The 24,900-nt window shown below is 73.2% G+C and carries 20 protein-coding genes; 8 read left to right on the top strand and 12 right to left on the bottom strand.

What is annotated here, in order from left to right; translation table 11 throughout:
- A partial coding sequence (locus IF88_RS0124830) for an adenosylhomocysteinase (protein WP_030716579.1) occupies positions 1-750 on the bottom strand: 750 nt, incomplete at its 3' end.
- A gap of 502 nt (positions 751-1,252) precedes the next feature.
- On the opposite strand from IF88_RS0124830, the gene lepB reads away from it, so the two are divergent.
- Positions 1,253-1,960: a signal peptidase I gene (gene lepB, locus IF88_RS0124825; protein WP_051837498.1), complete on the top strand. Its 708-nt coding sequence runs from the start codon at positions 1,253-1,255 to the stop codon at positions 1,958-1,960.
- 77 nt (positions 1,961-2,037) lie between these two features.
- Here the strand turns inward: lepB and IF88_RS0124820 are convergent, their stop codons facing one another.
- The 6 genes from IF88_RS0124820 to IF88_RS0124795 form a co-directional block, all read right to left on the bottom strand.
- Positions 2,038-2,961: a cation diffusion facilitator family transporter gene (locus tag IF88_RS0124820; protein WP_030716577.1), complete on the bottom strand. Its 924-nt coding sequence runs from the start codon at positions 2,959-2,961 to the stop codon at positions 2,038-2,040.
- Between the two features lie 71 nt (positions 2,962-3,032).
- Positions 3,033-4,193, bottom strand: a complete 1,161-nt coding sequence (gene manA / locus IF88_RS0124815) for a mannose-6-phosphate isomerase, class I (RefSeq protein WP_030716576.1) — start codon at positions 4,191-4,193, stop codon at positions 3,033-3,035.
- A 40-nt stretch (positions 4,194-4,233) separates the two neighbouring features.
- Positions 4,234-5,367, bottom strand: coding sequence for an SIS domain-containing protein (locus IF88_RS0124810; RefSeq protein ID WP_030716573.1), 1,134 nt, complete (start codon positions 5,365-5,367; stop codon positions 4,234-4,236).
- Between the two features lie 43 nt (positions 5,368-5,410).
- Positions 5,411-5,596 carry a Trm112 family protein gene (locus IF88_RS0124805; RefSeq protein WP_030015246.1) on the bottom strand — a complete coding sequence of 62 codons (186 nt, stop codon included), beginning with the start codon at positions 5,594-5,596 and terminating at the stop codon, positions 5,411-5,413.
- Positions 5,597-5,843: 247 nt separating this feature from the next.
- Positions 5,844-7,214: a phosphomannomutase/phosphoglucomutase gene (locus IF88_RS0124800; RefSeq protein WP_030716570.1), complete on the bottom strand. Its 1,371-nt coding sequence runs from the start codon at positions 7,212-7,214 to the stop codon at positions 5,844-5,846.
- 77 nt (positions 7,215-7,291) lie between these two features.
- Positions 7,292-7,666: a DUF3499 domain-containing protein gene (locus IF88_RS0124795; protein WP_030716567.1), complete on the bottom strand. Its 375-nt coding sequence runs from the start codon at positions 7,664-7,666 to the stop codon at positions 7,292-7,294.
- A gap of 93 nt (positions 7,667-7,759) precedes the next feature.
- Here IF88_RS0124795 and IF88_RS0124790 point away from each other — a divergent pair, with 93 nt between their 5' ends.
- Positions 7,760-8,236, top strand: a complete 477-nt coding sequence (locus IF88_RS0124790; RefSeq protein WP_078893109.1) for a metallopeptidase family protein — start codon at positions 7,760-7,762, stop codon at positions 8,234-8,236.
- A gap of 50 nt (positions 8,237-8,286) precedes the next feature.
- On the opposite strand, the gene IF88_RS0124785 is transcribed toward IF88_RS0124790, so the two are convergent.
- The 3 genes from IF88_RS0124785 to IF88_RS0124775 form a co-directional block, all read right to left on the bottom strand.
- Positions 8,287-9,771, bottom strand: coding sequence for a DUF5719 family protein (locus IF88_RS0124785; protein ID WP_030716561.1), 1,485 nt, complete (start codon positions 9,769-9,771; stop codon positions 8,287-8,289).
- The gene (locus tag IF88_RS0124780) at positions 9,768-13,400 is read right to left on the bottom strand and encodes a glycosyltransferase family 2 protein (RefSeq protein WP_030716559.1); all 3,633 of its coding nucleotides are present in this window, start codon (positions 13,398-13,400) and stop codon (positions 9,768-9,770) included. The genes IF88_RS0124785 and IF88_RS0124780 overlap by 4 nt, the downstream gene beginning before the upstream one ends.
- Positions 13,401-13,644: 244 nt before the next feature.
- A complete protein-coding gene (locus tag IF88_RS0124775; RefSeq protein ID WP_003983763.1) occupies positions 13,645-13,908 on the bottom strand; it encodes a WhiB family transcriptional regulator in 264 nt (87 codons plus the stop codon).
- 632 nt (positions 13,909-14,540) lie between these two features.
- Between IF88_RS0124775 and IF88_RS0124770 the strand changes: the two genes are divergently transcribed.
- The 3 genes from IF88_RS0124770 (at position 14,541) to IF88_RS0124760 (ending at position 17,497) form a co-directional block, all read left to right on the top strand.
- Entirely contained in the window at positions 14,541-15,104 is a 564-nt protein-coding gene (locus IF88_RS0124770) for a cysteine dioxygenase (protein ID WP_078893108.1), read from the top strand.
- A 108-nt stretch (positions 15,105-15,212) separates the two neighbouring features.
- Positions 15,213-16,172: a 2-phospho-L-lactate transferase gene (gene cofD, locus IF88_RS0124765; protein ID WP_030716555.1), complete on the top strand. Its 960-nt coding sequence runs from the start codon at positions 15,213-15,215 to the stop codon at positions 16,170-16,172.
- Positions 16,169-17,497: a coenzyme F420-0:L-glutamate ligase gene (locus IF88_RS0124760; RefSeq protein WP_051837495.1), complete on the top strand. Its 1,329-nt coding sequence runs from the start codon at positions 16,169-16,171 to the stop codon at positions 17,495-17,497. The genes cofD and IF88_RS0124760 overlap by 4 nt, the downstream gene beginning before the upstream one ends.
- Positions 17,498-17,552: 55 nt before the next feature.
- On the opposite strand, the gene IF88_RS0124755 is transcribed toward IF88_RS0124760, so the two are convergent.
- Positions 17,553-18,551, bottom strand: coding sequence for a DNA-3-methyladenine glycosylase family protein (locus IF88_RS0124755; protein ID WP_030716550.1), 999 nt, complete (start codon positions 18,549-18,551; stop codon positions 17,553-17,555).
- A gap of 441 nt (positions 18,552-18,992) precedes the next feature.
- Positions 18,993-20,399, bottom strand: a complete 1,407-nt coding sequence (locus IF88_RS0124750) for a peptidoglycan recognition protein (protein WP_030716547.1) — start codon at positions 20,397-20,399, stop codon at positions 18,993-18,995.
- 140 nt (positions 20,400-20,539) lie between these two features.
- Between IF88_RS0124750 and IF88_RS0124745 the strand changes: the two genes are divergently transcribed.
- From IF88_RS0124745 to IF88_RS0124735, 3 genes are all read left to right on the top strand, one after another.
- Entirely contained in the window at positions 20,540-21,292 is a 753-nt protein-coding gene (locus tag IF88_RS0124745; protein WP_030716545.1) for a TIGR03089 family protein, read from the top strand.
- A gap of 296 nt (positions 21,293-21,588) precedes the next feature.
- The gene (locus IF88_RS0124740) at positions 21,589-22,887 is read left to right on the top strand and encodes an LCP family protein (RefSeq protein ID WP_030716543.1); all 1,299 of its coding nucleotides are present in this window, start codon (positions 21,589-21,591) and stop codon (positions 22,885-22,887) included.
- A 222-nt stretch (positions 22,888-23,109) separates the two neighbouring features.
- On the top strand, positions 23,110-24,849 hold the full coding sequence (locus IF88_RS0124735; RefSeq protein WP_030716540.1) for an LCP family protein: 1,740 nt from the start codon (positions 23,110-23,112) through the stop codon (positions 24,847-24,849).
- Positions 24,850-24,900 lie beyond the last annotated feature (51 nt).

Below are 24,900 nucleotides of genomic sequence, written 5' to 3'. Positions count from 1 at the left end.
ACGGTTGATGCCGTCGATCAGCGAGTGACGGCAGCCGTACTTGTTGTCGAACTTCGACTTCGTCACCGCGTCGTTCACGTTGATCGCCGGGAACAGCAGCGTGCCCTCGGCCATCATCTCGTACAGACGGTGGACACCCGTGGTGGTCTCCTCCGTCACGCCGCGGATCTCGGACGCGAGCTGGGTCCACTTCTGGGGGGACTCGCCGAGGGTGCGGTTGAGCAGGGTGAGGATGTGGGCGTACTCCTCGGAGTCCGCGGTGGACGGGTCCGGGGCCGCGCCGGCCTTCTCGAACTCGACGCCCTTGTGGACGAGGAGGGTGGCGTCACCACCGTCGTCGAGGATCATGTTCGGGCCGCCGGTGGGGGTGTTCGGCCAGGTCAGCGCCTGCTCCGTGCACCACCAGTACTCCTCCAGGGTCTCGCCCTTCCAGGCGAAGACGGGGATGCCCTGCGGGTTCTCCGGGGTACCGTTCGGGCCCACCGCGATGGCGGCGGCTGCGTGGTCCTGGGTGGAGAAGATGTTGCAGGAGGCCCAGCGGACCTCGGCGCCGAGGGCGGCCAGCGTCTCGATCAGGACCGCGGTCTGGATCGTCATGTGCAGCGAGCCGGTGATGCGCGCGCCGGCCAGCGGCTGCGCCTCGGCGTACTCGCGACGGATCGACATCAGGCCGGGCATCTCGTGCTCGGCCAGGGTGATCTCCTTGCGGCCGAAGGCGGCAAGGGACAGGTCTGCGACCTTGAAGTCCATGGGTGCTGCTCCTCATGGTTCGAGAGGTGGGTACGGCTGGTCCGTGCGCCGTCCTGGGGACGGGACACCGAGCACAGTCCGTCGGGGGTCCTCTCTCCCCTCGGCCGGTCGCGAGGACCGCCCGACCCGCCATCAGCAGCGACGCCTGACACTGACGACGAATCTACACCGATCGGTGGAGTGAGCCCCAGTCAGACGAGGAAGAAGGCGTGTGGTGATGTCAGGCCCGCCGGCTGACGCTTTCGGAGCCTTTCGGACTTTTGATCCGCCGTGGATCTCAGTGACCAGTCCGGCAGACCCATCCGTGGACGGGGGCGCGGGCAGGCCCCCGGGCAGGCCCGGGCGCCCGAGACTGCTCGCCGTCACCGCGTGCCCCACGCAGGCCGCCGACGCCTCGGTGTCGTGTTCATCCTGGGCGTGCTGCGTGAGATCCGCTGATCACGGCCCCGACCGCGTTCCGTACGATGCGGCGCGCACGGAACGGATCGAAGGGGTGGGGCGGATGGAACGCAGGCGGGGCCGGAGACGGGGCATCGGGGCGATCGTGCTGCTGGTGGCGGGCGGGCTGCTGGTGCTCGGCGGGACGGTCTGCGGGGCCACGGCCGACGGGCACTCGGAGGTGGACTACGAGAAGTACCGCATACCGGGCGACCACATGCGGCCGACGTACGCGGCGGGGGACACCGGCTGGTTCTCCATGGGGGCGGCGGGCGAGGAGCTGGAGATCGGGCGCGGGGACGTGGTGCTCGCATCGGTTCCGGAGTGGCGGGCCGGCGGGCTCCTGCTGTCGCGGGTGGTGGCGCGCGGCGGAGACCGGATCGAGCACCGGCTGGGCGAGAGCACGCTGCGGCTCAACGGGGAGCCGTTGGACGAGCCGTACATCCTGGACCGGTGGGTTCCGGCGGTCGTGCCGTTCGACGTGACGGTTCCCGAGGGGCGGATGTTCCTCATGGGTGACAACCGCGGGAACTCCGCGGACTCCTCGATGCACCTCTCCGAGGACGGCGGCACCATCGCCCTGTCGGCGATCCGTGGCGAGGCCGTCGTGCGGCCGACGGAGCTCGTCGTCGCGGGCGGCCTCTTGGTCGTCGGCGCCCTCGTGTTCCTGCTCGGGGGTTTGCTGGGGATCGTGGCGCTGGTGGCGCGCCGCGGGAAGCCGTCGCCGGCGCAGCCCGGCTGGGGTGTCCCCGTTCCCGGCGCCTCGGACTGAGGGGCGGCGCCCGCGGGGCCGGGTGCGCGAAGGCCCCCGCGGGCCGGTGCTCGCGGGGGCCTTCGTACGTCCGTGGGTTACTTGGCGGCTTCCGGGCGGTAGATGTCCGGCTCCAGGTAGATCACGCGGGCGATCGGGACCGCCTCGCGGATGCGGGCCTCGGCTGCGTCGATCGCGTTCGCCACCTCGGTCGCGGTGTCGTGGCCCTCGACGGCGATCTTGGCGGCGACCAGCAGCTCCTCCGGGCCGAGGTGCAGGGTCCGCATGTGGATGACGCCGGTGACGACGTCCCCGTCGACGAGCGCGGTCTTGATCTTCTCGATCTCTTCGACGCCCGCGGACTCGCCGAGCAGCAGGGACTTGGTCTCCGCGGCCAGGACGATGGCGATCACGATGAGCAGGGCGCCGATGCACAGGGTGCCGATGCCGTCCCAGACGCCGTTGCCGGTCAGCAGGGCGAGGCCGACGCCGCCGAGCGCCAGGACCAGGCCGACGAGCGCCCCGAGGTCCTCCAGGAGGACGACGGGCAGCTCGGGGGCCTTGGCCCGCCGGACGAACTGGATCCAGGTCTGCTTGCCCCGGATCTCGTTCGACTCCTTGATCGCGGTGTGGAAGGAGAAGGACTCGGCGATGATCGCGAAGAGGAGCACGCCGACCGGCCAGTACCAGGCCTCGATCGGGTGCGGGTGGTTGATCTTCTCGATGCCCTCGTAGATGGCGAACATGCCACCGACGGTGAAGAGCACGATGGAGACGAGGAAGGCGTAGATGTAGCGCTCGCGCCCGTACCCGAAGGGGTGTTGCGGGGTCGCCTCGCGCTTGGCCTTCTTCCCGCCGAGGAGCAGCAGCCCCTGGTTCCCGGAGTCCGCCAGCGAGTGGACGCTTTCCGCGAGCATCGACGAGGATCCGCTGAAGAGGAATGCCACGAATTTGGCTACCGCGATGGCGAGGTTGGCGGCGAGTGCCGCCACGATCGCCCTGGTACCGCCCGACGCGCTCATGGGTGCAGGTGTCCTTCCTAGCCGCTGACTACCGGCCGCACATTGTTGCAGCCGACGGGACGGACGCCGCGTCAGACCACCACGGTGGCACGGAAGACCGTCCCGCTTCCGGACAGTTCGACCTTTTCGCCCGCCGGTACGAAGACCGATTCACCGGGGGCCAGCGGCAGTTCGCCGGCCGTCACCGAACCGGCCGTGCAGAGCAGGATCTGCGGGGCGTCGTGCGACAGCACGCGGGAGGCGCCGCCGGGCGCGAGGAGGAAGCGGGAGAGCCGGAACTCGTCGATGGGGCTCTCGTAGACCTCCTCGCCGCCGTCACCTTCGGGGCGCAGCACGTTCGGGTCGCCCGGCTCGAAGCGCGCGATCTTCAGCAGTTCGGGCACGTCCACGTGTTTGGGGGTGAGTCCGGCGCGCAACACGTTGTCGGAGTTGGCGAGCAGCTCGACGCCGAGGCCGTCGATGTAGGCGTGCGGGACGCCCGCGCCGAGGAACATCGCCTCACCGGGCTGGAGTCGGACGTGGTTGAGGAGCATGGCCGCGATGACCCCCGGGTCGCCCGGGAAGTGGTGGGCCAGGGTGGCGTACGGGGCGTACGGTCCGCCCAGGCGCTCGGCGGCGGCCGCGGTCTCGTGGACGGTGTGGGCCATCTCGGCGCGGTCCGCGGTCAGTACGGCGGTGAGCATCTCGCGCAGGGCCGCCTCTTCGGGGTGCGCGTGCAGCAGGTCGACGTACGGCTTGAGGCTGTCCACGTCCAGGCCCGCGAGGAGTTCGGCGGCGGCCAGCGGCGCGCGGAAGCCGCACAGCCCGTCGAACGCGGTGAGCGCGCAGATCATCTCGGGCTTGTGGTTGGGGTCCTTGTAGTTGCGGTGCCCCGCGTCGATCGGGACCCCGCGGCGCTCCTCGTCCTCGAAGCCCGCCTTGGCCTGGGCCTGGTCGGGGTGGACCTGGAGGGAGAGCGGCGCGCCCGCGGCGAGGATCTTGAGGAGGAAGGGCAGCCGGGGACCGAACTTGGCGACGGTGGCGGCGCCGAGCTCGCCTTCGGGGTCGGCGGCGATGACGTCCGAGAGGGCGACCTGTCCGGCACCGCGGTCGAGGCGGGAGGGGGCGCCGGGGTGGGCGCCCATCCACAGCTCGGCCTGGGGCTCACCGGTGGGTTCGACACCGAGGAGCGCGGGGAGCGCCGTGGTGGATCCCCAGGCGTAGGGGCGGATCGTGTTCGTCAGGCGGTCCATCGTCGTCTTCCTGGATAGAGCCGGGGCAAGAGCGTGTACCTCAGCCGTGTCCCCCGGAGGCCAACGCCAGGTAGGCGGTGGCGAAATCCGTGACGGCGAGGAGTTCGGCGAGTTGCTCCAGCTCGACGCCCTCTTCCGGTTCGAGCTCGCTGATGGCCGTGTCGTGGCTGAGGGCGAGCTCGCGTGCGGCGGGGGCGGCGGTCAGGCCGCCCGCCGGCCGGTCACGCAGCAGGACGATGCGGGCGCGGAGGGCCTGGGGCTCTTCGACCCGGTCGCGGAAGAAGTCTTCGGGGTCGGCGCCGGCCGCGAAGGCCCCGGCGAGCAGGATGCCGTGGGAGGGCAGTGCCTCGGGGAGCGCGGCGGCCAGTGCGGGGCGGCCGGCGAGCTCGGCGAGGGTGGCGGCGAAGCGGCGGCCGGCGGGTGCGGCGCCGACGCCCTCGCTCCAGATGAGCGGGAGGGAATCGGCCAGCTCGGCGGCGAGGGTCTTGGCCGGGTTGGAGTAGGTGGCGATGGCGGGCCCGCAGCGTTCGGCCGTGCGGTCGAGCCGGTCGGCGACGAGCTGCAGGGTGTCGGGGGCGGCGGTGATCAGGCCGACCTTGTCGAGGAGCAGCAGCAGGGGCGTGAGCAGCGCCCACAGGGCCCCGGGGCCCGCGGCGGCGGATTCGTCGTACTCCTGGTACGGGGCCTTGGCCATCGGTACGAGGAGCCCGTGCGCACCGTCCACGGCCTCGCTCAGCGGCGAGCGCTCCGGGGCGACGGCGACGACGGTGCAGCCGCGCCGGTACGCCTGCTCGGCGAGGACGGCCAGCCCGGGCTCGGTGCCGTCGGTGGTGGCGATGAGCAGCAGGTCGATCGGGCCGGCCCAGCCGGGCAGGGCCCAGCGCAGTGCGCCGGCCGCGTGCGCGACGCCGGTGGGGTCGAGCCGGATCACCGGCGCGGAGGCGCCTGCGAGGGCGCCCAGCAGGTCGGCGACGCCCGTGGCGGCGGTGCCGGGCCCGGCGATCAGGACCGCGCGGGGACGGCCGTCGGGCCGCAGCTCCGCGAGGCCCGCCTCGTTCGCGTGCCGGGCCGCGGTACGGACTCTCGCCCCGGCCTCGGCCGCGCCGCGGAGCAGGCCCCGTCGGTCGACGCGGGCGAGATCGTCCGGTGCGTCGAGGAGCGACTCGTCGAGCATGGCGGCCTCCGGCGGTGTTGACGGATCCAGGGTTGCGGAATGATCAGGCGGGGCGGCGGGCCTCGTCGACCAGGAGCACCGGGATGCCGTCGCGGACCGGGTACGCGAGGCCGCAGTCCTGGCCGGTGCAGATCAGCTCGGGGGCCGTCTCGTCGGCCGACTTGTCCTCGAGGGGCGAGTGGCAGGCGGGGCAGGCGAGGATCTGCAGGAGGCCGGCTTCGAGCGGCATGGGGCGGTTCCCTTCGGGCATGCGGATGGTTCTGGGGTGGGGCGAGGTCAGCGTACCGCCGAGTCAACTCCGGTGCGGGCTGGAGTGGCGTGGTGGCTCACGCCGGGGGATCCCGGCTCCGCCGGGTACCGGGCTCCGCCCGGACCCCCACTCAAACGCCGCCGGGGCTGGTTGGTGGCGGCCGGCGCTGAAAGGTGCGGCCGAGTCGGGGGCGGAACCTGTTCCGCCCCTGACCGGCGAGCCCTGTTCAGCCTCGGATGAGGGCCAGGACCTCGTCGCGGACCTTGGCCAGGGTGGCCTCGTCACGCGCCTCGACGTTCAGGCGCAGCAGGGGTTCGGTGTTGGAGGCGCGGACGTTGAACCACCAGTCCTCGCCCGTCGCCGTCAGACCGTCCAGCTCGTCCACCGTCACTCCCTCACGGCCCGCGTAGGTGGCCTTCACCGCCGCCAGCCGGGCCGCCTGGTCGTCGACCGTCGAGTTGATCTCACCCGAACCCGCGTACCGGTCGTACGAGGCCACCAGGGCCGACAGCGGGCCGTCCTGGCCGCCCAGCGCCGCCAGCACGTGCAGCGCGGCCAGCATGCCCGTGTCCGCGTTCCAGAAGTCCTTGAAGTAGTAGTGCGCCGAGTGCTCACCGCCGAAGATCGCACCCGTCTTCGCCATCTCCTCCTTGATGAAGGAATGACCGACACGCGTACGGACCGGGGTGCCACCGTTCTCACGCACGACCTCCGGCACCGACCAGGAGGTGATCAGGTTGTGGATCACCGTGCCCGTGCCGCCGTTGCGGGCCAGCTCACGCGCCGCGACCAGCGCCGTGATCGCGGACGGGGAGACGCCCACGCCGCGCTCGTCCACGATGAAGCAGCGGTCCGCGTCACCGTCGAACGCGATGCCCAGGTCCGCGCCCTCCGCCAGCACCCGCGCCTGCAGGTCCACGATGTTCTTCGGGTCCAGCGGGTTGGCCTCGTGGTTGGGGAACGTGCCGTCCAGCTCGAAGTACATCGGGACCAGATCCAGCGGCAGACCCTCGAACACGGTCGGCACGGTGTGACCGCCCATCCCGTTGCCCGCGTCCACGACCACCTTCAGCGGACGGATCCCCGACAGGTCCACCAGACCCCGCAGATGCGCGGAATACCCCGGCAGACTGTCCAGCTCCGAGACCGTCCCCGCAACGGTGCCGGCCGCCACCGCCGGGGCACCCGCCTCAACCCACTTCTCCACCAGCTCACGGATCTGCGACAGACCCGTGTCCTGACCCACCGGAGCCGCACCCGCACGGCACAGCTTGATGCCGTTGTACTTCGCCGGATTGTGCGACGCCGTGAACATCGCACCCGGCAGATCCAGCGAACCCGACGCGTAGTACAGCTGGTCCGTCGAACACAGACCGATCAGCGTCACATCCACCCCACGCGCCGCCGCACCCCGCGCGAACGCCGCCGAGAGACCCGGCGACGACGGCCGCATGTCATGGCCGATCACGATCGCCGAAGCACCCGTCACCTCGACGAACGCACCACCGAACAGCTCGGCCAAGGACTCGTCCCACTCGTCCGGCACAACGCCACGCACGTCATACGCCTTGACGATGTTCGAAAGATCTGCGGCCACTGCCTGCCCTCCTGAGGTTCTGTGCGGTTCGGCAAACCTACCCTGCACCAGGAGCGCCTACCGAGGCGAACGGGGCGTCAGGAATCGGGCGATCTCAGGACGCGCAGGTGTCCACGACGGGTCTCGCCGGTGGCCGGGCGGCCCTGGCCGGAGCCGCCGGCCTCCGCCGCGCGCCCGGGCGGGCGGGCGGCTTCGCGGACCGCGTTGGCGAGGGCTTCGAGGTCGTCGCCGCTGGGGCGGGACGGCCCGGAGCCGTCGGACAGGCGGACGACGTCCCAGCCGCGCGGGGCGGTCAGGCGCTCCGAGTGCTCGGCACACAGGTCGTAGCAATGGGGCTCGGCGTAGGTGGCGAGCGGGCCGAGAACTGCGGTCGAATCGGCGTAGACGTACGTCAGTGTCGCGACGGCAGGGCGGCCGCACGCGGTGCGCGAACAACGACGTACAAGGCTCACGACGTTGGACGGTACCGCACTCTTGACCGGGCCGCGACGACTCCACCGCCGCTCACTCCCCCGTGTCGTGCTCGGGGCTACCCTGCGGGGGTGATGGACACCCCTCTGCCTCCCTGCCCCGGCGAGCCCCCCGCAGGGGCCCCCACCGAGCCGCGTCCGCGCCGGCGGGACCGGCACGGACGCGGGATGCGCGGGCCGGTGGCCCCTCCTCAGGTGCCGCTGGCGGCGAGTCGGGCGGAGCTGTTCGGGGACCTCGTACGGGACTCCGTGGAGCGGCTGGAGCGGCGCTGGCCGCAGCTGGCCGAGGTGGAGTTCCTCGTCGGTGACGTCCCGGGTCCGCCGGGTGGCGCGGACGGTGGCTGGAACGACGAGGCGGTGCCGCTGGGTGCGGTGTCGGAGTCCCGTGAGGGGCGGCCGGCCCGGGTCGTGGTCTTCCGGCGGCCGGTGGAGATCCGCACGAAGACGCGGGACGAGAAGGCGATGCTGGTCCACGAGATCGTGGTGGAGCAGGTGGCGGAGCTGCTGGGGCTGTCGCCCGAGACCGTGGATCCGCGGTACGGGCAGGACTGACGGAGGCGGGGACCGCCGGGGTCCCCGCCTCGTCGTCCGGTGGGTCCGGGTTACCTGGTGAGGACCGAGAGGTCCTGGGCGGCCCGGGGGACGGCGACCGTGGAGTGGTCGTCCGAGAGGGTCTGGACGGTGAACATCGCGATGCCCTCGGCGGGGAGGGACAGGGTGCGGGCCGCGTGGACCGGGCCGCCCGAGAGGGTCTCGACGGTGAGCGCGTAGGAGCCCTTGCCGCCGGCCGGGGCCAGGGACAGCGTCTGTGTGGTGCCCGCCTTGACCGTGACCTCCTGGGAGGCCGGCTCGCCGCCGCCGGTGCCAGGCGAGGCCGTCACCTTGACCTTGGCGTCCGCGGCGGGGGCGGTCAGCGACAGCAGGGTCGTGTTCTCGTCGGGCCGGTTGTCGGCCACGGTCGCCCGGGTCCCGACCGGTCCGGCGGCCGGGACGAAGCCGAGCTCCTGCTTGGCGCCGCTGCCGCGGACCACCCGTACCGCCGCGACGACCGGGGCGGCCTTCTTGGCATCGACCGGGCCCAGCAGCAGCGAACCGGGCTCGCCGCGGGTCAGGTCCTTGAGGTCCAGGACGGCCGTCATGCCGGCCTTGACGTGCAGTTGTTCGCTGCCGGCCGGGCTGATCGCGCCGCCGGGCGCCGCCAGGCGCACCTTCAGGTCCGCGTCCTCCTCGCCCGGTACGAAGGCCACGAGCCGTACGGAGGCGGCGTCGGCCGGGATGCCCGGCAGCACCAGCGAGCCCGCCGGGTCCGTGGAGGCCGGCAGCCAGTCGGCGCCGACGCCCTCCTCGGCGACCTGCACCGAGGCGCCCACCCGGCCCGCGCGGGTCGTCACGTGGGCGGTGGCGTCGGCGAGCTGGGCGGCCGGGACGAGCGAGGAGAGCAGGACGGTCTTCGTGGACTTGGGGTCGACGCGGATGTTCTCGCTGGCGCCGCCCTCGGGCTTGGCCAGTCCGTCCGGGCCGAAGAGCTTGATGTCGACGATGGCGGCGGCGTCGTCGGGGTTGGTGAGGTGGACGTAGTCCTCGCGGCCCTTGGCCGTGCTCACCGCGGGGAACCAGAAGTCGGTGCCGGGCGCGGTGCAGCCGACGCCGAGCAGGCCGCGGGCGCGGCCGACCGAGACCTTGGTGGTCAGCTGCGCCGTCCAGCCGGGGGCGAGGGCCCCGTCGGCGCTGCCGGTGAGGGCGGGCGCGTCGGCGCCGTTGGCGGTGGCCCCGACGGGCTTGCCCGGTTCCTTGGCCTCCAGCACCGGCTTGGCGTCCTTGGTCGCGCCGAGCAGCCGGGCCGAGCCCTTGCCCTCTCCGGCGGGGGCGCCCGGGGTGAAGGAGGTGTAGGTGGTCTCCGCGATGTCCGAGGAGCTGGGCCCCGGGCACACCAGCAGGGACCGCTCCACCGGCATCCGGGCCGCGGCCGCCGCCTTGCCGTCGCCGGTCTTGCCGTCGGCGGCGGGGGCGGTGAGGGCGGCGATGCCGGTGAGGGCGGCCAGCGCCGCGGTCACGGCGGCCAGCGTCAGGGGTGCGCGCTGCTTCACTGCTGGGGGCTCCCGTCAGGACGCGGGTCGTGCGGTGCGTGGGGGTCGTACGGTGCGTGGGGGTCGTACTGCTCGTACTGCTCGTACGGGTACTGCTGTGGGTACGGGGCCTCGTAGGCCTGCTGTCCCGGCTGTCCCTGCTGTCCCTGCTGTCCCTGCTGGTCGTATCCCGGGTACTGCTCGTACGGGGCCGGCTGCTGGGGCTGCGGCTCGTAGGTGTAGCCGCCCTGGTCGCCGTAGGGCTGGTAGGCGTACGCCTCCTCGCCGTAGACCGGCTGCGCCGGGATCTGCGCGTACGGGTCGGCGACCGCGGCGGTCTCCACCGGTGCGGGGGCGGGCTCGGCCTCGGCGCGCAGCCGGCGGGCGCGGCGGCCCTCGCCGGCCTCGCCCGGGCCGGGCTGGGACGGGATCGCGGCCTCCTCCTCGGGCAGGTCGTCGTCGAGCTGGGCGCGGCGGCCCGGCAGGGCCATCACCAGCAGGACGAGGGCGAGGAGGCCCTGCGCCCAGTACCAGGCGCTCCGCAGGAGGGAGTCCTCGTGGACGAGGTCGAGGTGCCCGCCCGCGGCGGGCAGTTCGAAGCCCTGGGCCCAGCCGTCGAGGGTCTTCGCCTTGAGCGGCTTGCCGTCGAGGGTGGCCTGCCAGCCGGCGTCGGCGCGGTCGGCGATGCGCAGCACACGGCCGGCCTCGCCCGAGGGGATCTTGCCGTGGGCCTCGACGGGTCCGGCGGCGACCGGGATCGGGGCCTCGCCCTGCTTGGCGGAGATGATGACGGCGCGCGGCAGCCAGGGCTCGACGCCCCACAGCGAGGTGCCGTCCTGCTGGTGGCGCCGGCTCAGGCCCGGGGTGGCGTCGAGGACGCGGCGGATCTCTTCGGGGCCGCCGGGGCGGAACATCACGAAGCGGATGGCGTAGGCGCTGAGCTGGCTGGACTGGTCGGCGCCGGAGCCGGCGACCAGGTTGGAGACGACCTTGTCGAGCCGGGGGTCGCCGCCGGTCCGGGCGGTGATCTCGGCGTCGCCGAGGCGGCCGCCGGAGCCGCGGACGAGGCTGTAGGAGACGGTGGCGGGCGGGTCCAGGTCGAGGATCAGGGTGCGGGTCTGGTTGTCGTCGCCGCCGGCGTCGGCGACGAAGGCCGGGACCTGGACCGGGTCGCGGCGCTCCAGCGGGCCGTCGGCGCCGGCGATCATCCAGGTGGCGGCGGCGACCACCGGGCCCGCGGCGGCCGCGAGGGCGATGAGCGCGGCCAGCGGCTGGCGCCAGCCGAAGCTGCGGGCGGCGACCCGTTCCTTGGCGCCGTCCGCGCCGAGCGCGGCGGCCGCGAGCAGGGCGAGTCCGTAGACGAGGGTGGCGGGGCCGGCCCAGGCGGTCCGGTTGGCGAGGACGGCGAGGAGCAGCGCTGCCAGGGCGGCGGCCCAGGCGGTGCGGACGGCGAACCGGCGGTCGGTGCGCAGCAGGGCGGCCAGCGCGGCGAGGACGATGCCGGCGAGCAGCAGGCCGGCGCCGGTGCCGGGGCCGCCGGGGTTGATGCCGAGCAGGTCGAGGGCGCCGGCGGCGCCGGTTCCGTAGGGCAGTCCGGCCTCTTGGAGGAGGCGGCCGGGGTGCGTGAGCAGGCCGAGCGACCAGGGGGCGAGCACGACCATCGGGACGGCGAGGGTGGCGAGCAGCCGGGGGCCGTACGCCTTCCAGTGCGCGCGGCGCAGGACGAGTGCGGCGGTCCCGAGGACCGCGGCGAGCGGCCAGACCACGGGGGTGAAGGCGGTGGCCAGGGTCAGCAGGAGCGTGTACGTCCACACCGCGCGCCAGCTGCCGCGCTTGTCGGCGGTCGACTCGCCGCCGCCGAGGGCGAAGGCGGCGACGGCGGAGCGGGCGATGAGCGGCAGCACGACGGCGAGGACGGCGGTGCCGAGGCGGCCGCCGGCGAGGGCTCCGGTGACGGCGGGGAGGAAGGCGTAGGCGATGGCGGCCCAGGCGCGCAGCAGTCGGGACTCGACGAGCGGCCGGGAGGCGAAGTAGGCGGTGAGGCCGGCGAGCGGGACGGATCCGACGAGCAGCAGGGTCAGTGCGGCCTGGGTGGAGCCGAACAGCAGGGTGGCGAGGGCGCCGAGGACGGCGAGGTAGGGGGGCGCGGAGGCGGTGGAGCCGGTGCCGACGGCCTGCCAGCCGTCGGTGTAGGCGCGCCAGAGTTCGGGGCCGCTGTCGGGGGCGGGCAGCAGGGCGCCGCCCATGAGGGAGCCGCCGACGAGGAGGCCGCGGCAGGCGGCGAGGGAGACGAGCAGGAGGAGGCCGAAGAGGACCGGCGCGGGGTTGCGGGCGATCCGCTTGAGGCGGGCGAAGCGTTCCTCGGCCACGGCGTAGTCGCCGTCCTCGCCGGGGGCGGTCAGGATGCTGCCTCCGCCGTGCCGGCCCGCGGGGGCGACGTCGGTGTCGCGGTCGCCGCCGAAGTAGCCGGCGAGCTGTTCCGCGTTGGCCCGCAGGGAGGCGCCCGGCGGGGGGAAGAGCGGGCGCAGGTCGGCGGCGGGGACGGCGGGGCGGCGGCGGGCCTTGCGGGCGGCGAGGATCCGGCCGGGGCGCAGCAGGGTGGCGAGGAGGCCGGTGATCTCGTCGACGGCCTGGCCGGGGGCCTTGCCGATGAGGTAGGCGAGGGTGCGCAGGACGGTGCCGAGGAGGACGCGCAGCAGGACGTAGGGCAGGGCGCGGCCGGAGCTGTTGGCGAGGATGGTGTAGACGGCGCCGGCCTTGTCGACGCGGTGCGGGCCGGCCGCGGTGCGGCCGGCGCAGTCGACGGTGCGGCGTTCGCGGGCGGAGGCCTCGGCGTGGCGCAGGACGGCGTCGGGGGCGACGAGGACGGTGTGGCCGGCGCTCTGGGCGCGCCAGCACAGGTCGACGTCGTCGCGCATCAGGGGCAGGCGGCGGTCGAAGCCGCCGAGGTCGTCGTAGACGTCGCGGCGGACCAGCATGCCGGCGGTGGAGACGGACAGGACGGGGCGGACCTGGTCGTGCTGGCCCTGGTCCTGTTCCCGGCGGTCGAGTCCGGTCCAGCGGCGGCCGCTGCGGGCGATGGTGACGCCGGCTTCGAGGAGCTGCTTCTTGTCGTACCAGCCGCGCAGTTTGGGGCCGATGACGGCGGCGTCGGGGTTCTCCTCGGCGACGCGGAGCAGTTCGGTGAGGGCGTCGGGTTCGGGTGCGCTGTCGTCGTGCAGGAGCCAGAGCCACTGGACGGGTTCGCCGTGGGGGAGTTCGGGGAGGTCGTACGTGTCGTCGCGCCAGGTGCGGCTGACGGGATCCCAGCCGCTGGGGCGCTTGAGGTACGGGAGGTCCTCGGGGGTCAGGGTGCCCGCGATCCGGGCGGCTTCGTCCACGGCCGTACCGAATCCGGTGCGGCGGGCGAGGTGCAGGACGCGGTCGTCGCCCAGGGCCTCGGTGAGCAGCCGCGCGGATTCGTCGGCGCTGCCGGTGTCGGCGGCGATGTGGTTCTGCGCGGGGCGTTCCTGGCCGAGGAGGCCGGCGAGTGTCCGGGGCAGCCAGCGGGCGCCGTCATGGGCGACGAGGACCGCGGTGACGACGTGCCGGGGGAACTCGGGTGTGGCGGGGGCCTGGTGGGAGGCCGCCGACTGGCTGTGCAGGGACATCGCGCTACTGGCCCTCCGGCCTGGGGGTCCCTCCGGACGGGGCCGGGGGGAGGGTCCGGGGGTGGTGTGCCCTCGGAGGCTGCTGGACAGCGCCCCACCCTAACGGCTGGCAACACAACGGTCCGCCTCCTGCGGGGAAGGTGCAGGAGGCGGACCGTTTGTCGTGCTCTGTGTGATGACTTTCGTGCGTTCGATATGTCGTGCGTGGTGCGGTGGGTACCGGGTCGGTGGTGCCCCGGCCGTTTCAGACCGCTGCCTTTTTCAGCCGGCGGCGCTCGCGCTCGGACAGACCGCCCCAGATGCCGAATCGCTCGTCGTTGGCGAGGGCGTACTCAAGGCATTCGGAGCGGACTTCGCAGGCGAGGCAGACCTTCTTGGCCTCGCGGGTGGAGCCGCCCTTCTCGGGGAAGAAGGACTCGGGGTCGGTCTGGGCGCAGAGAGCGCGCTCCTGCCATCCGAGCTCTTCGTCCGCCTCCTCGACCAGCAGTTCCTGAAACAGCTCGGTCATGTGCGCCCCTCGCTCTGTCTGTGCGTCCCCGTGGTGATGCCGTCACTGATCGCTACGTAACGACACGAGTGAAATTACAAGTGCGTGGCTCCGGAGCAGTCAAGCCGGGATCTGCTATTGGGCCCCTTATTCACTCGGCGGAACCAAGCGTATGCAGAAAGTGTTCATATCGCCAAAAATCGTGACACATGCATCGGGTGTCGCGAGACTCCCGCCTTCACCCGTTATTCACGTACCCACCTACGGGCGGGGTTGCGATCCGCCCGGAGAAAGCGGCGCAGATCACATTCCGGTCACGAGATGACGGGTTGGGTTTGAGTCCTGGCACAGCGCCACATCCCCCGCCATGGATTGCACAAACCTTTCTCCGCGCGCAGTAACCGGATGAGGTGAAACTTTTGCCCCAAACCGGACATTGGGTTGACAGTCCGACCTCCGAACCGTTCTCCTTGTTCGCATGTCAGCGCCCGCAGTCGCCACCCGGACCCCCATTCGTGGGTTCCTGTGCGCTGCCCAGGTTCGCTGTTGCTGTTGCAGCTGTTGATGCCCCCGGAGCCCCGGCTCCCGTGAGCTCCGGCCCGCCCCCACAGCAACCGCCAGCACGACTGACATCCGTCGAGGTAACCCCCACGATGAACAGCACGTACAGCGCCACCCCCACCGCCGCCGCCCCTGCCGCTCCCGTCACCGCAGCGCCCGCAGCGCCCGTAGAGAGCGACCTGCAGATCGCCGGCGACATCCTCGCCGTCCAGCACCTCCTCCAGCCCGCCCGGGAACACCCGGCCACCGTCGCCGAGTTCGTCGGCCTCGCCCGCTCCATCGCCGAGGACCGCGCCTCCTGGGAGCACCTCGTCCGGTACGACGCCACCACCCGCTGGTACCACCGGCTGCGCACCGGCCCGGGCTACGAGGTCTGGCTGCTCAGCTGGGTCCCCGGCCAGGGCAGCGGCCCGCATGACCACGGCGCCTCCTCCGGCGTCCTGACCGTGCTCGAAGGCGAGCTCACCGAGCACACCTCACGCGGACGGCTCGCCCACCGCCCCGGAACCCAGCGCGTCCTCGCCCCCGGCTTCGCGCACGAGGTCGTCAACGACACCCTCGACGGCGCGGTCAGCCTGCACGTGTACTTCCCCGGCCTGACCGAGATGCCGATGCACAGCTGCTCCCCGGCCGAGTCCGAGTCCGTACCCGCCTGACCCTCCCGTCGCCCCGCTGACCGTCCCACCCTCCCCCAGCTGCCGCTGGGAGGTGCCCCCACCGACCACCACCCCTCAGCGGCAGCCTCCGGCTGACAGACTGTCCGCATGCGCATTGTTGTTCTGGCCGGCGGTATAGGCGGCGCCCGGTTCCTTCGCGGACTCAAGTCGGCAGTGCCCGACGCGGACATCACGGTCATCGGCAACACCGGTGACGACATCCACCTGTTCGGGCTCAAGGTGTGCCCCGACCTCGACACGGTGATGTACACCCTCGGCGGTGGCATCAACGAGGAGCAGGGCTGGGGCCGCACCGACGAGTCCTTCACCGTCAAGGAGGAGCTCGCGGCGTACGGGGTCGGCCCCACCTGGTTCGGCCTCGGCGACCGCGACTTCGCCACCCACATCGTCCGTACGCAGATGCTCGGCGCGGGCTACCCGCTGAGCGCCGTCACCGAGGCCCTCTGTGACCGCTGGCGGCCCGGAGTGCGGCTGCTGCCCATGTCCGACGACCGGGTCGAGACCCACGTCGCGATCACCGAGGCGGGGACGGGAGAGCGACGGGTCATCCACTTCCAGGAGTACTGGGTCCGGCTGCGCGCCGCGGTGGACGCGGAGGCCGTCGTACCCGTCGGCGCCGAGCAGGCCAAGCCCGCGCCCGGCGTGCTGGAGGCCATCGCCGCCGCCGACGTGATCCTCTTCCCGCCCTCGAACCCCGTGGTCTCGGTCGGGACGATCCTCTCCGTGCCCGGCATCCGGGAAGCCGTGGCCGCCGCCGGGGCGCCCGTGATCGGCCTCTCCCCCATCGTCGGGGGCGCGCCCGTGCGCGGCATGGCCGACAAGGTGCTGGCCGCGGTCGGCGTCGAGGCCACGGCCGCGGCGGTCGCCCTGCACTACGGGACCGGGCTGCTCGACGGCTGGCTGGTGGACACCGCCGACGCGGACGCCGTCGCCGAGGTGGAGGCCGCCGGCATCACCTGCCGCGCGGTGCCGCTGATGATGACCGACCTGGAGGCCACCGCGGAGATGGCCCGGGCCGCGCTGGAACTGGCGGAGGCCTCCCGGTGACGGAGCCGACCACCGGGCACGCGTCTCGCGAGCACAGTCCCTCGTACGAGGTGCGGGCCGTCGACGGGATGCCGGAGATCAGGCCGGGCGACGACCTGGCGAAGCTGATCACGACGGCCGCGCCCGACCTGCGCGACGGGGACGTCCTGCTCGTCACGTCGAAGATCGTCTCCAAGGCCGAGGGCCGGATCGTGGAGGCGGACTCGCGCGAGGCTGCCATAGACGCGGAGACCGTACGGGTGGTCGCGCGCCGGGGCCCCCTGCGCATCGTCGAGAACCGGCAGGGCCTGGTGATGGCCGCCGCCGGGGTGGACGCCTCCAACACCGCCCCCGGCACGGTGCTGCTGCTGCCCGAGGACCCCGACGCCTCCGCCGCCGCGATCCGCGCCGGGGTGCGCGACGTCCTCTCCGTGGACGTGGGCGTGGTCGTCACGGACACCTTCGGGCGGCCGTGGCGCACCGGACTCACCGACGTGGCGATCGGCTCGGCCGGCGTGCGGGTCCTGGACGACCTGCGCGGGGGCACGGACGCGCACGGCAATCCGCTGAGCGCGACGGTCGTGGCGATCGCGGACGAACTGGCCGCCGCCGGCGACCTGGTCAAGGGCAAGACGGCCGGGCTGCCCGTGGCCGTCGTGCGCGGCCTGGCCCACGTCCTGGGCGAGGGCTCCTCGGCACGGGACCTGGTGCGCACCCCCGCCGACGACATGTTCCGGCTGGGCACCTCGGAGGCGGTACGGGAAGCCGTCACGCAGCGCCGTACCGTACGGGCCTTCACGGCGGAGCCGGTGGACCCGGGCGCGGTCCGGCGGGCGGTGGCGGCGGCCGTGACGGCCCCGGCCCCGCACCACACGACGCCGTGGCGGTTCGTGCTGCTGGAGTCCGAGGCCTCGCGGACCCGACTGCTGGACGCGATGCGGGACGCGTGGATCGCGGACCTGCGGGCGGACGGCAAGTCCGAGGAGTCCGTGGCGAAGCGGGTGCGGCGCGGGGACGTGCTGCGGGGCGCCCCGTACCTGGTGGTGCCGTGCCTGGTGACGGACGGCGCGCACCACTACGGGCACGCGCGCCGGGACGCGGCGGAGCGGGAGATGTTCGTGGTCGCGATGGGCGCGGGCGTGCAGAACCTGCTGGTCGCGCTGGCCGGGGAGCGGCTGGGGTCGGCGTGGGTGTCCTCGACGATGTTCTGCCGGGACGTGGTGCGGGAGGTGCTGGGGCTGCCGCAGGACTGGGACCCGATGGGGGCGGTCGCGGTGGGCCACCCCGCCTCGGCTCCGGCCGGGCGGCCGCCCCGGACGGCGGAGGACTTCATCACGGTCCGCTGACCCGGGCGCGGTGGGCCTACGGGTCGGACGCGTCAGAGCCTTCGGGTCGGACGCGTCAGAGCCGGCCGATGTCGCCGCGCGGCATGCGGGGCGTGCGGCGGGGCGGGGTGTGGCCCGCGAGGAGGATGAGCCGGGCGGCGCGGTGGCGCTGCCCGGCGTACGGGGCGAGGAGCTCCAGCATGGCGTCGTCGTCGGTGTCGCGGTCGCCGACGAGGGCGTAGCCGATGATGCCGGGCAGGTGGAGGTCGCCCGTGGTCACGGCGTCGGGGTCGCCGTTGCTGCGCTGGAGGGTCTCGGCGGAGGTCCACGGGCCGATCCCGGGAACGGCCTCCAGCCTGCGCACGGCCTCGGCCGGGGCCATGGCGGCGGCCTCCTCCAGACGGTTCGCCACGCGGGCGGCCCGGACGATGGTGGCGGAGCGCTTGGCGTCGACGCCGGCCTTGTGCCAGTCCCAGGACGGGATCATGGCCCAGGTGCGGGCGTCGGGCACGACGTACAGGTCCTGCGGCCCGGGCGCGGGCTCGCCGTACTGCCTCACGAGGCGGCGCCAGGCGCGGTAGGCCTCGTCGGCGGTGACCTTCTGCTCCAGGATCGTGGGGATCAGGGACTCCAGGACCATGCCGGTACGGGTGAGCCGCAGGCCCGGGCGGCGGCGGTGGCTGGCGTGCACGAGGCGGTGGCGGGGGACGAAGGCGGCGGGGTCGTCGCCGGCGCCGAGGAGCACGGGGAGCTGTTCGAGGAACCAGTCGGCGCCGGGGCCCCAGGCCTCGGCGTGCACCTGCTCGCCCGCGCGGGCCACGCGGAGGGTGGCCGGGCCCTGCGGGGTGCGGGCGGTGCGCCAGACCGAGCCGTCGGGGGTGGTGCGGAAGGTGGGGTCGGCGGGGCCGCGTCTGAGGGGGCCGAGGGTCAGGCCGAGGTCGAGCGGACCGTCGGGGGTCCAGTGGCGTTCCCTGGCGCCGGCGGTGGCGGTGGCGGTGTCCCCTCGGTCCGGGGGGACGTCGGTGCGGCCGCCGCGCACGGCGGTACGGGTGAGTGGATCGAAGCGGCCGGCCATGCGTCGAGCCTAGCCCCGCCGGGCTCCGCCCGAACCCGCCGGGCTCCGCCCCGCACCCCGCTCCTCAAACGCCGGAGGGGCTGAAAGATCGCCTCAAACGCCGGCGGGGCTGGATGTGGCCGAGCTGCGCTGACATGTGCCGCCCGGCGGGCTGGACTGCCGCGGAGCGGCAATGTCAGCCCCGCCGGCGCTTGAGGCGCGGGCGCGGAGCGCCGTAGGGGTTCGGGGCGGAGCCCCGGCAGCGGTGGGACCGCCAGGGGCTCCCGCCCGGCAGGCGGGATTGCCGCGGAGCGGCAATGTCAGCCTCGCCGGCGCTTGAGGCGCGGGCGCGGAGCGCCGTAGGGGTTCGGGGCGGAGCCCCGGCAGCGGTGGTCTGGGGGCGGAGCCCCCGGCGGCTGCGGGGACGGGGCCGCGCGGATCGAACCTGCGGACCGCCGGAGGCTAAGGGCGGCCTTGGAGTTTTGCCGAGTTCGTCCGCGTCGCCGGGAGTTTGCCGTACAGCTTCTTGCCCGGGCATTCCGTGGCGAAGCCGTCGCGGTGGCCCGAGATGACGTTCATCGACACGTTCTTGCCCTTGGGGTAGCGGTTGCCGCCGCCCGACGTCAGGGTCGTCTTCCCGCGCGGGTCGCGGCCGAAGAGGCCGAGCTTCCAGGCCGTGAGGCGGGCGACCGCGTCGACCGCCACGGCCGGGGGCGGAGCCGAGGTGTAGGTGCCGAGCACCACGACGCCCATGCTGTTCGTGTTGAAGCCCATGGTGTGGGCGCCGAGCACCGCCTTGGAGACGCCGCCCGCGCGGCCCTCGTAGACGGTGCCGCACTTGTCGACGGCGAAGTTGTAGCCGAGGTCGCGCCAGCCGCTGCTGATCACGTGGTAGCGGTACAGGCTGCGCAGCACCGCCGGGGCGTCCTTGCAGGCGTAGTTGTTGCCGGAGGCGCTGTGGTGGACGAAGGCCGCCTTCACCGTGCTGGTGTAGACGAAGGCCTTCTCGCGCAGGGACTCGTCGGCGCCCCATCCCTTGCGGGTGACGATGCGCGGGCGCGGGCCGATGAACGGGGCGGCCGCCGCGGTCAGTTCGCCGTCGCTCGCGAAGACGGCGTCGGCGGTGGAGTCGGCCTTGTTCAGCTCCGGGATCTCGTCGGCGCCGAGCGCGGCGTGCGGCACGTTCGCCGCGGAGGATTCGGCCATCTCCATCGTCATGCCCGGGGCGACCACCTCGCCCTTGTCGTCGCCCACCGGGCCGCCGTTCTTGCCGTCCGCCGCCCTGACGGGCGCGTCCGCGCCCGGGTCGACGAGCTCGATCCGCATGCCCGAGGGCAGCCGGGATCCCGGGCGGGTGGCCGGGGCGTCGCCGGGTTCCGCCTGGACGCGGACTTCGACGCCGTCGGACTCGCCGACCCACAGCGGGGCGGTGGCGCCGCGGACGCGGCCGGACGCGCGTTCCGCCGCGCCGGGGTCGGCCGCGTGCTCGCTGTTGTGGATCTCGACGTCCTGCCAGTCGGACCAGGTGGCGGTCCGGGCGGAGCGGGTACGGACCTGGACGCGCCCGTGGAGTTCGGTGCCGGCGTCGTCCCAGACGACGCCGACCAGCGAGAACGTCTTGACCTCGCGGGCGCCGAGGCCCTGCGTCTCGGGCCCGCGGGGCGCGGCGCTCATGCCGGGCACGCCGGGGGTGCGGTCCGCCGAGGGCCCCAGGGGAACGAGCGGCAGCGACTGGGTGGACCCGCCTGGGGTCACGGGAGCGACCGCACCCGTGGAAGGAGTGGCCAGGGCCTGAGTAGGGAGCGCGAGGGGCAGGGCCAGTGCGGCGGCCGTCGCGACGCCGATCGAGGAAGCAAGGAATCCACGCATGAAAAGGATGGTGGGCACCCGCACGGCCCGGCGCCATCCGAGAACTGACGGTGCGTCCGGCGGCGGACCGGGTACCCCTCCCCCGTACGGTGGAGCCCACGGCCCCCGTACGGGGGACGGGCCCGCGTACCCTGTGCCGGGTGAACGCCACTGACCGCACCCCTGCCGACCTGCTGCGATCCGCGCTCGCCGCCGATCCGGGCCGCCCGCTCGTCACCTTCTACGACGACGCCACCGGCGAGCGCGTCGAATTGTCCGTCGCGACCTTCGCCAATTGGGTGGCCAAGACCGCCAATCTGCTCCAGGGCGACCTGGGCGCCGAACCCGGCGACCGGCTCGCGCTGCTGCTCCCGGCGCACTGGCAGAGTGCGGTCTGGCTGCTCGCCTGCGCCTCGGTCGGGGTCGTGGCCGAGATCGGCGGCGATCCGGCCGGTGCGGACCTCGTCGTCAGCGGGCCGGACACGCTGGAGCAGGGTCTCGCGTGCCAGGGCGAGCGGATGGCGCTCGCGCTGCGGCCGCTGGGCGGGCGCTTCCCGCAGGCGCCGCCGGCCGGGTACGCGGACTACGCGGTGGAGGTGCCTGGCCAGGGCGACCGCTTCGCCCCCTTCGCGCCGGTGAACGCCGACGACCCCGGGCTGGTGATCGGCGGCGAGGAGCTCTCGTACGCGGCGCTCACCGCGCGCGCCCGCGAGGACGCGGTGAAGCTCGGCCTCGGTGCGCAGACGCGGGTGCTGACCGGGCTCGGCTACGACACCTGGGACGGGCTCTCGGCCGGGCTCTACGCCCCGCTGGCCGCGGGCGGGTCCGTGGTGCTGTGCCGGAACCTGGACCGGCTGTCGGCGCAGGCGCTGGCCCAGCGGACCGAGAGCGAGCGCGTCACCCACACCGTGTAGCCCGTCCAGCGCCGTCCGGGCCGCCCGCGGTCCCTGCCCGGGTCGTCCGGGCCGGGGCAGGCCGTCCGGACCGGGGGCAGGCCGTCCGGGGTCCCCGCCCGGGCCGGTCAAGGCGTGCGTGCCCGCGCCCGTCACCCACACCGCTCAACTGCGGGAACGGGCGATTTGTCACCCGGACGGCCCTAGACAGACCCCCGCCCCCAGGCTGCTCCGGTGGTCCGGGGGCAGGATCGGCAGTGGCCGCACTCCCCCGTACGGCCGGGCCTGAGGTCGTAGCGGCGAGGGGACGGACGCCAGTGACGGGCAGCGCAGGCATACCGGGCGCCACCGGTGGGGCCGCGGGAGCCGGACGGCCCCCGCGGACCCGACGGCGCCGGCTGCTGCGCTGGATCGGCCTCGGACTGGCCCTCCTGGTCCTGGCGGGGGCGGCCAGTGGCTGGTGGCTCTACAACAAGCTCGACGGGAACATCACCGAGGACACCTCCGCGGCGGCCGAGCTGGGCCGCTACGAACGCGACCGCCCGGCGCACCTCGCCAGCGGCTCCCAGAACATCCTGCTGATCGGCTCGGACTCGCGCTCCGGCAAGGACAACGCCCCGTACGGGCAGGACGAGGGAACCGAGCGCTCGGACACCACGATCCTGCTGCACCTGCCGGAGGACCGCAGGAGCGCGACGGCGGTGTCGATACCGCGGGACCTGATGACGGAGGTCCCGCCCTGCCTGAAGGCGGACGGGAGCCGCACCGGCGACCGGTTCGCGCAGTTCAACTGGGCGTTCCAGTGGGGCGGGGCCGCCTGCACGATCCGTACCGTGGAGAAGCTCACCGGGATCCGCGTCGACCACCACATGGTGATCGACTTCGGCGGGTTCAAGAAGATGGTCGACGCCATCGGCGGGGTCGAGATCTGCCTCAAGGAGCCGGTGAACGACTCCGAGGCCAAGCTGAGGCTGGCCGCCGGGCGGCAGACCCTCCAGGGCGAGCAGTCGCTGGGTTTCGTCCGCGCCCGGTACAGCCTGGGCAACGGCAGTGACACCGAACGGATGGAGCGCCAGCAGCAGTTCCTCGGCTCGCTCGTCAAGAAGGTGAAGAGCAACGGGGTCCTGCTGAATCCGGCCCGGCTGTACCCGCTGCTGGACGCGGCGACCTCCTCGGTGACCACGGACCCCGGACTGGCCTCGCTGCGCGGCCTGTACGAACTCGTGCGCGGCATGCGGGACATACCGACGGACCAGGTGAAGTTCCTGACCGTGCCCCGCCGGCCCTACTCCGCCGACCCGAACCGGGACGAGCTGGCGGAGCCGGACGCGGCGCGGCTGTTCCAGCAGTTGCGGACGGACCAGCCGGTGACGGTCGCCCCGCCGGAGGCCGTGACCACGCCCACATCCGCGCCCTCGGCCACACCCGCGCCCACATCCTCCGGCGCCGCCTCCGCCACCCCCTCGGCCACGCCCCCGCCCGCCCTCACGCCCGAGCCCACGGACGGCACCGAACCGGCCGCGACGGCCGGGACGGCCACCGGGGGAACCGTCACACCCCCCGTTCCCGTCCCCACCTTTACCGGCACCACGGCGGAGAACGCCGACTGCCGGTAAAGCAATCCCAAAAGCCGGTGACCGAACCGAGTGGGATGGGCGGTTCACCCCGTTATAAGGGGAGTGGAATTTGTCACCAGCATGGTTTGCGGCTGAACAGGGCGGATAAGGTGAGCGATCCGGTGCCCGGCCGGACCAGAGACCGGGCGCCAGCAGCCGGATCGTTGACCGGGCGCCTGGGGGAGGCGCGTCGCGAGGCACCGACGGAGGATTCGAGCAACCGTGGATGCGCAAAGCCGTGGACGGGCGGACGAGATCGACCCCGCCGACCAGTGGGTGCTCAACCCCCGCACAGGCAGCTACGAACTGCAACTGGGCGACTCCGCTGCGCAGGCGCAGCAGCGGCCCCGGGTCGCCGCGCCCCGCAGAACCGCGTCGGCCCCTGCCGCTCCCACCGCCCCCTCCCCCGGTGTACCGAAGCCGCGCCGCGGCGACGGCCCGCCCGGCCGGCGCGGCGGCCGCTCCCGCAAGGGCGGCGGTGGCGGCGGACGCCGTAAGAAGGCGCTGCTGATCACCAGCGGGACGCTGGCGCTCCTGCTGGTCGGCGGCGCCACGGCGGCGTACCTCTACTACGACCACCTGAACGGCAACCTGAGCGTCACCGACGTCGCGGGAGCGGGCACGGGCGGTTTCAAGAAGGACCAGCCCATCAACATCCTGGTCATCGGCACCGACAAGCGCAGCGGCGCCGGCAACGAGGGCTACGGGGACAAGGACAGCGTCGGCCACGCCGACACCACGATCCTGTTCCACGTCTCGAAGGACCGGACGAACGCGACCGCACTGTCCATCCCCCGCGACCTGATCACCAACATCCCGGCCTGCCCGACGAAGCAGCCCGACGGTTCGACGAAGACGATCCCGCCCGTCAAGAACACCCGCTTCAACACCAGCCTGGGCCAGGAGGGCCGGGACGCGGGCTGCACCATGCGCACGGTCAAGGAACTCACCGGGATCGAGGTCGACCACTTCATGATGGCCGACTTCAACGCCGTCAAGACGTTGAGCACGGCGGTCGGCGGCGTACCGGTGTGCCTGGACAAGGCCGTGAACGACGAGGAGGGTTCGCACCTCAAGCTGGGCCCCGGCGAACACCGGCTGGAGGGCGAGCAGGCCCTGGCCTTCGTCCGTACCCGGCACGGCTTCGGCAACAACAGCGACCTCGACCGGATCAGGATCCAGCAGCAGTTCCTGGGTTCGATGATGCGTGAGATGAAGTCCAAGGAGACGCTGACCAGTCCCAAGAAGTTCCTGTCCCTCGCGGAGGCGGCCACCAAGTCGCTGGGCGTGGACTCGGGGATCGGGTCCATCTCCAAACTCACCGACCTGGCCGGCGAGCTGAAGAACATCGACACGAAGAACGTCACCTTCACCACCCTGCCCGTGAAGGACAATCCGGCCGAACCGGAGGGCAAGAAGGCGACCGTCGTCGTCGAGAAGTCCCTGGCCGACCCGCTGCTGCAGATGATCCGGGGGGACGTCTCGCTCACGGAGGTCGAGAAGAAGGAGCAGGCGGCGAAGGAGGCGGCCGACGCGGACGCGAAGGCCAAGCAGGACGCGCTGCTCCAGGGCAACCGGGCGCCCGCGGCGGACGTGCGGGTGAGCGTCTACAACGGCGGCGGGCCCTCGGGCGCGGCCTCCACCACTTTGAACTGGCTGCAGAACACCAAGGGGATGTCCAAGTCCAGCAACCAGGGCAACGCCCCGGCGAAGGTCGGTGCCACGCAGCTGGAGTACGCGCCCAACCAGGCCGACCAGGCCCGGGCGCTCGCGGACGCCCTGGGGCTGCCGGCCACCGCACTGAAGATGGGGACGGCGGACGCGGCGGCGAAGGCCCCGTTGAAGCTGACGCTGGGGCCGGACTTCGACAAGCCGGGGGCACCGCTCGGGGCGCCGGTCCCGCAGCAGCTTCCGGAGGACGTCCAGCAGGCCCAGGCCGACAAGGCGATCTGCGCCAAGTAGCGGGACGCAGCCGGTCGTACCGGCACACACACGACCAAGCAGGATCTTGAG

It is taken from the genome of Streptomyces sp. NRRL F-2580 (genome assembly GCF_000720115.1).
Taxonomy (GTDB): Bacteria; Actinomycetota; Actinomycetes; order Streptomycetales; family Streptomycetaceae; genus Streptomyces.
This window is presented reverse-complemented; position numbering and strand designations above follow the sequence as displayed.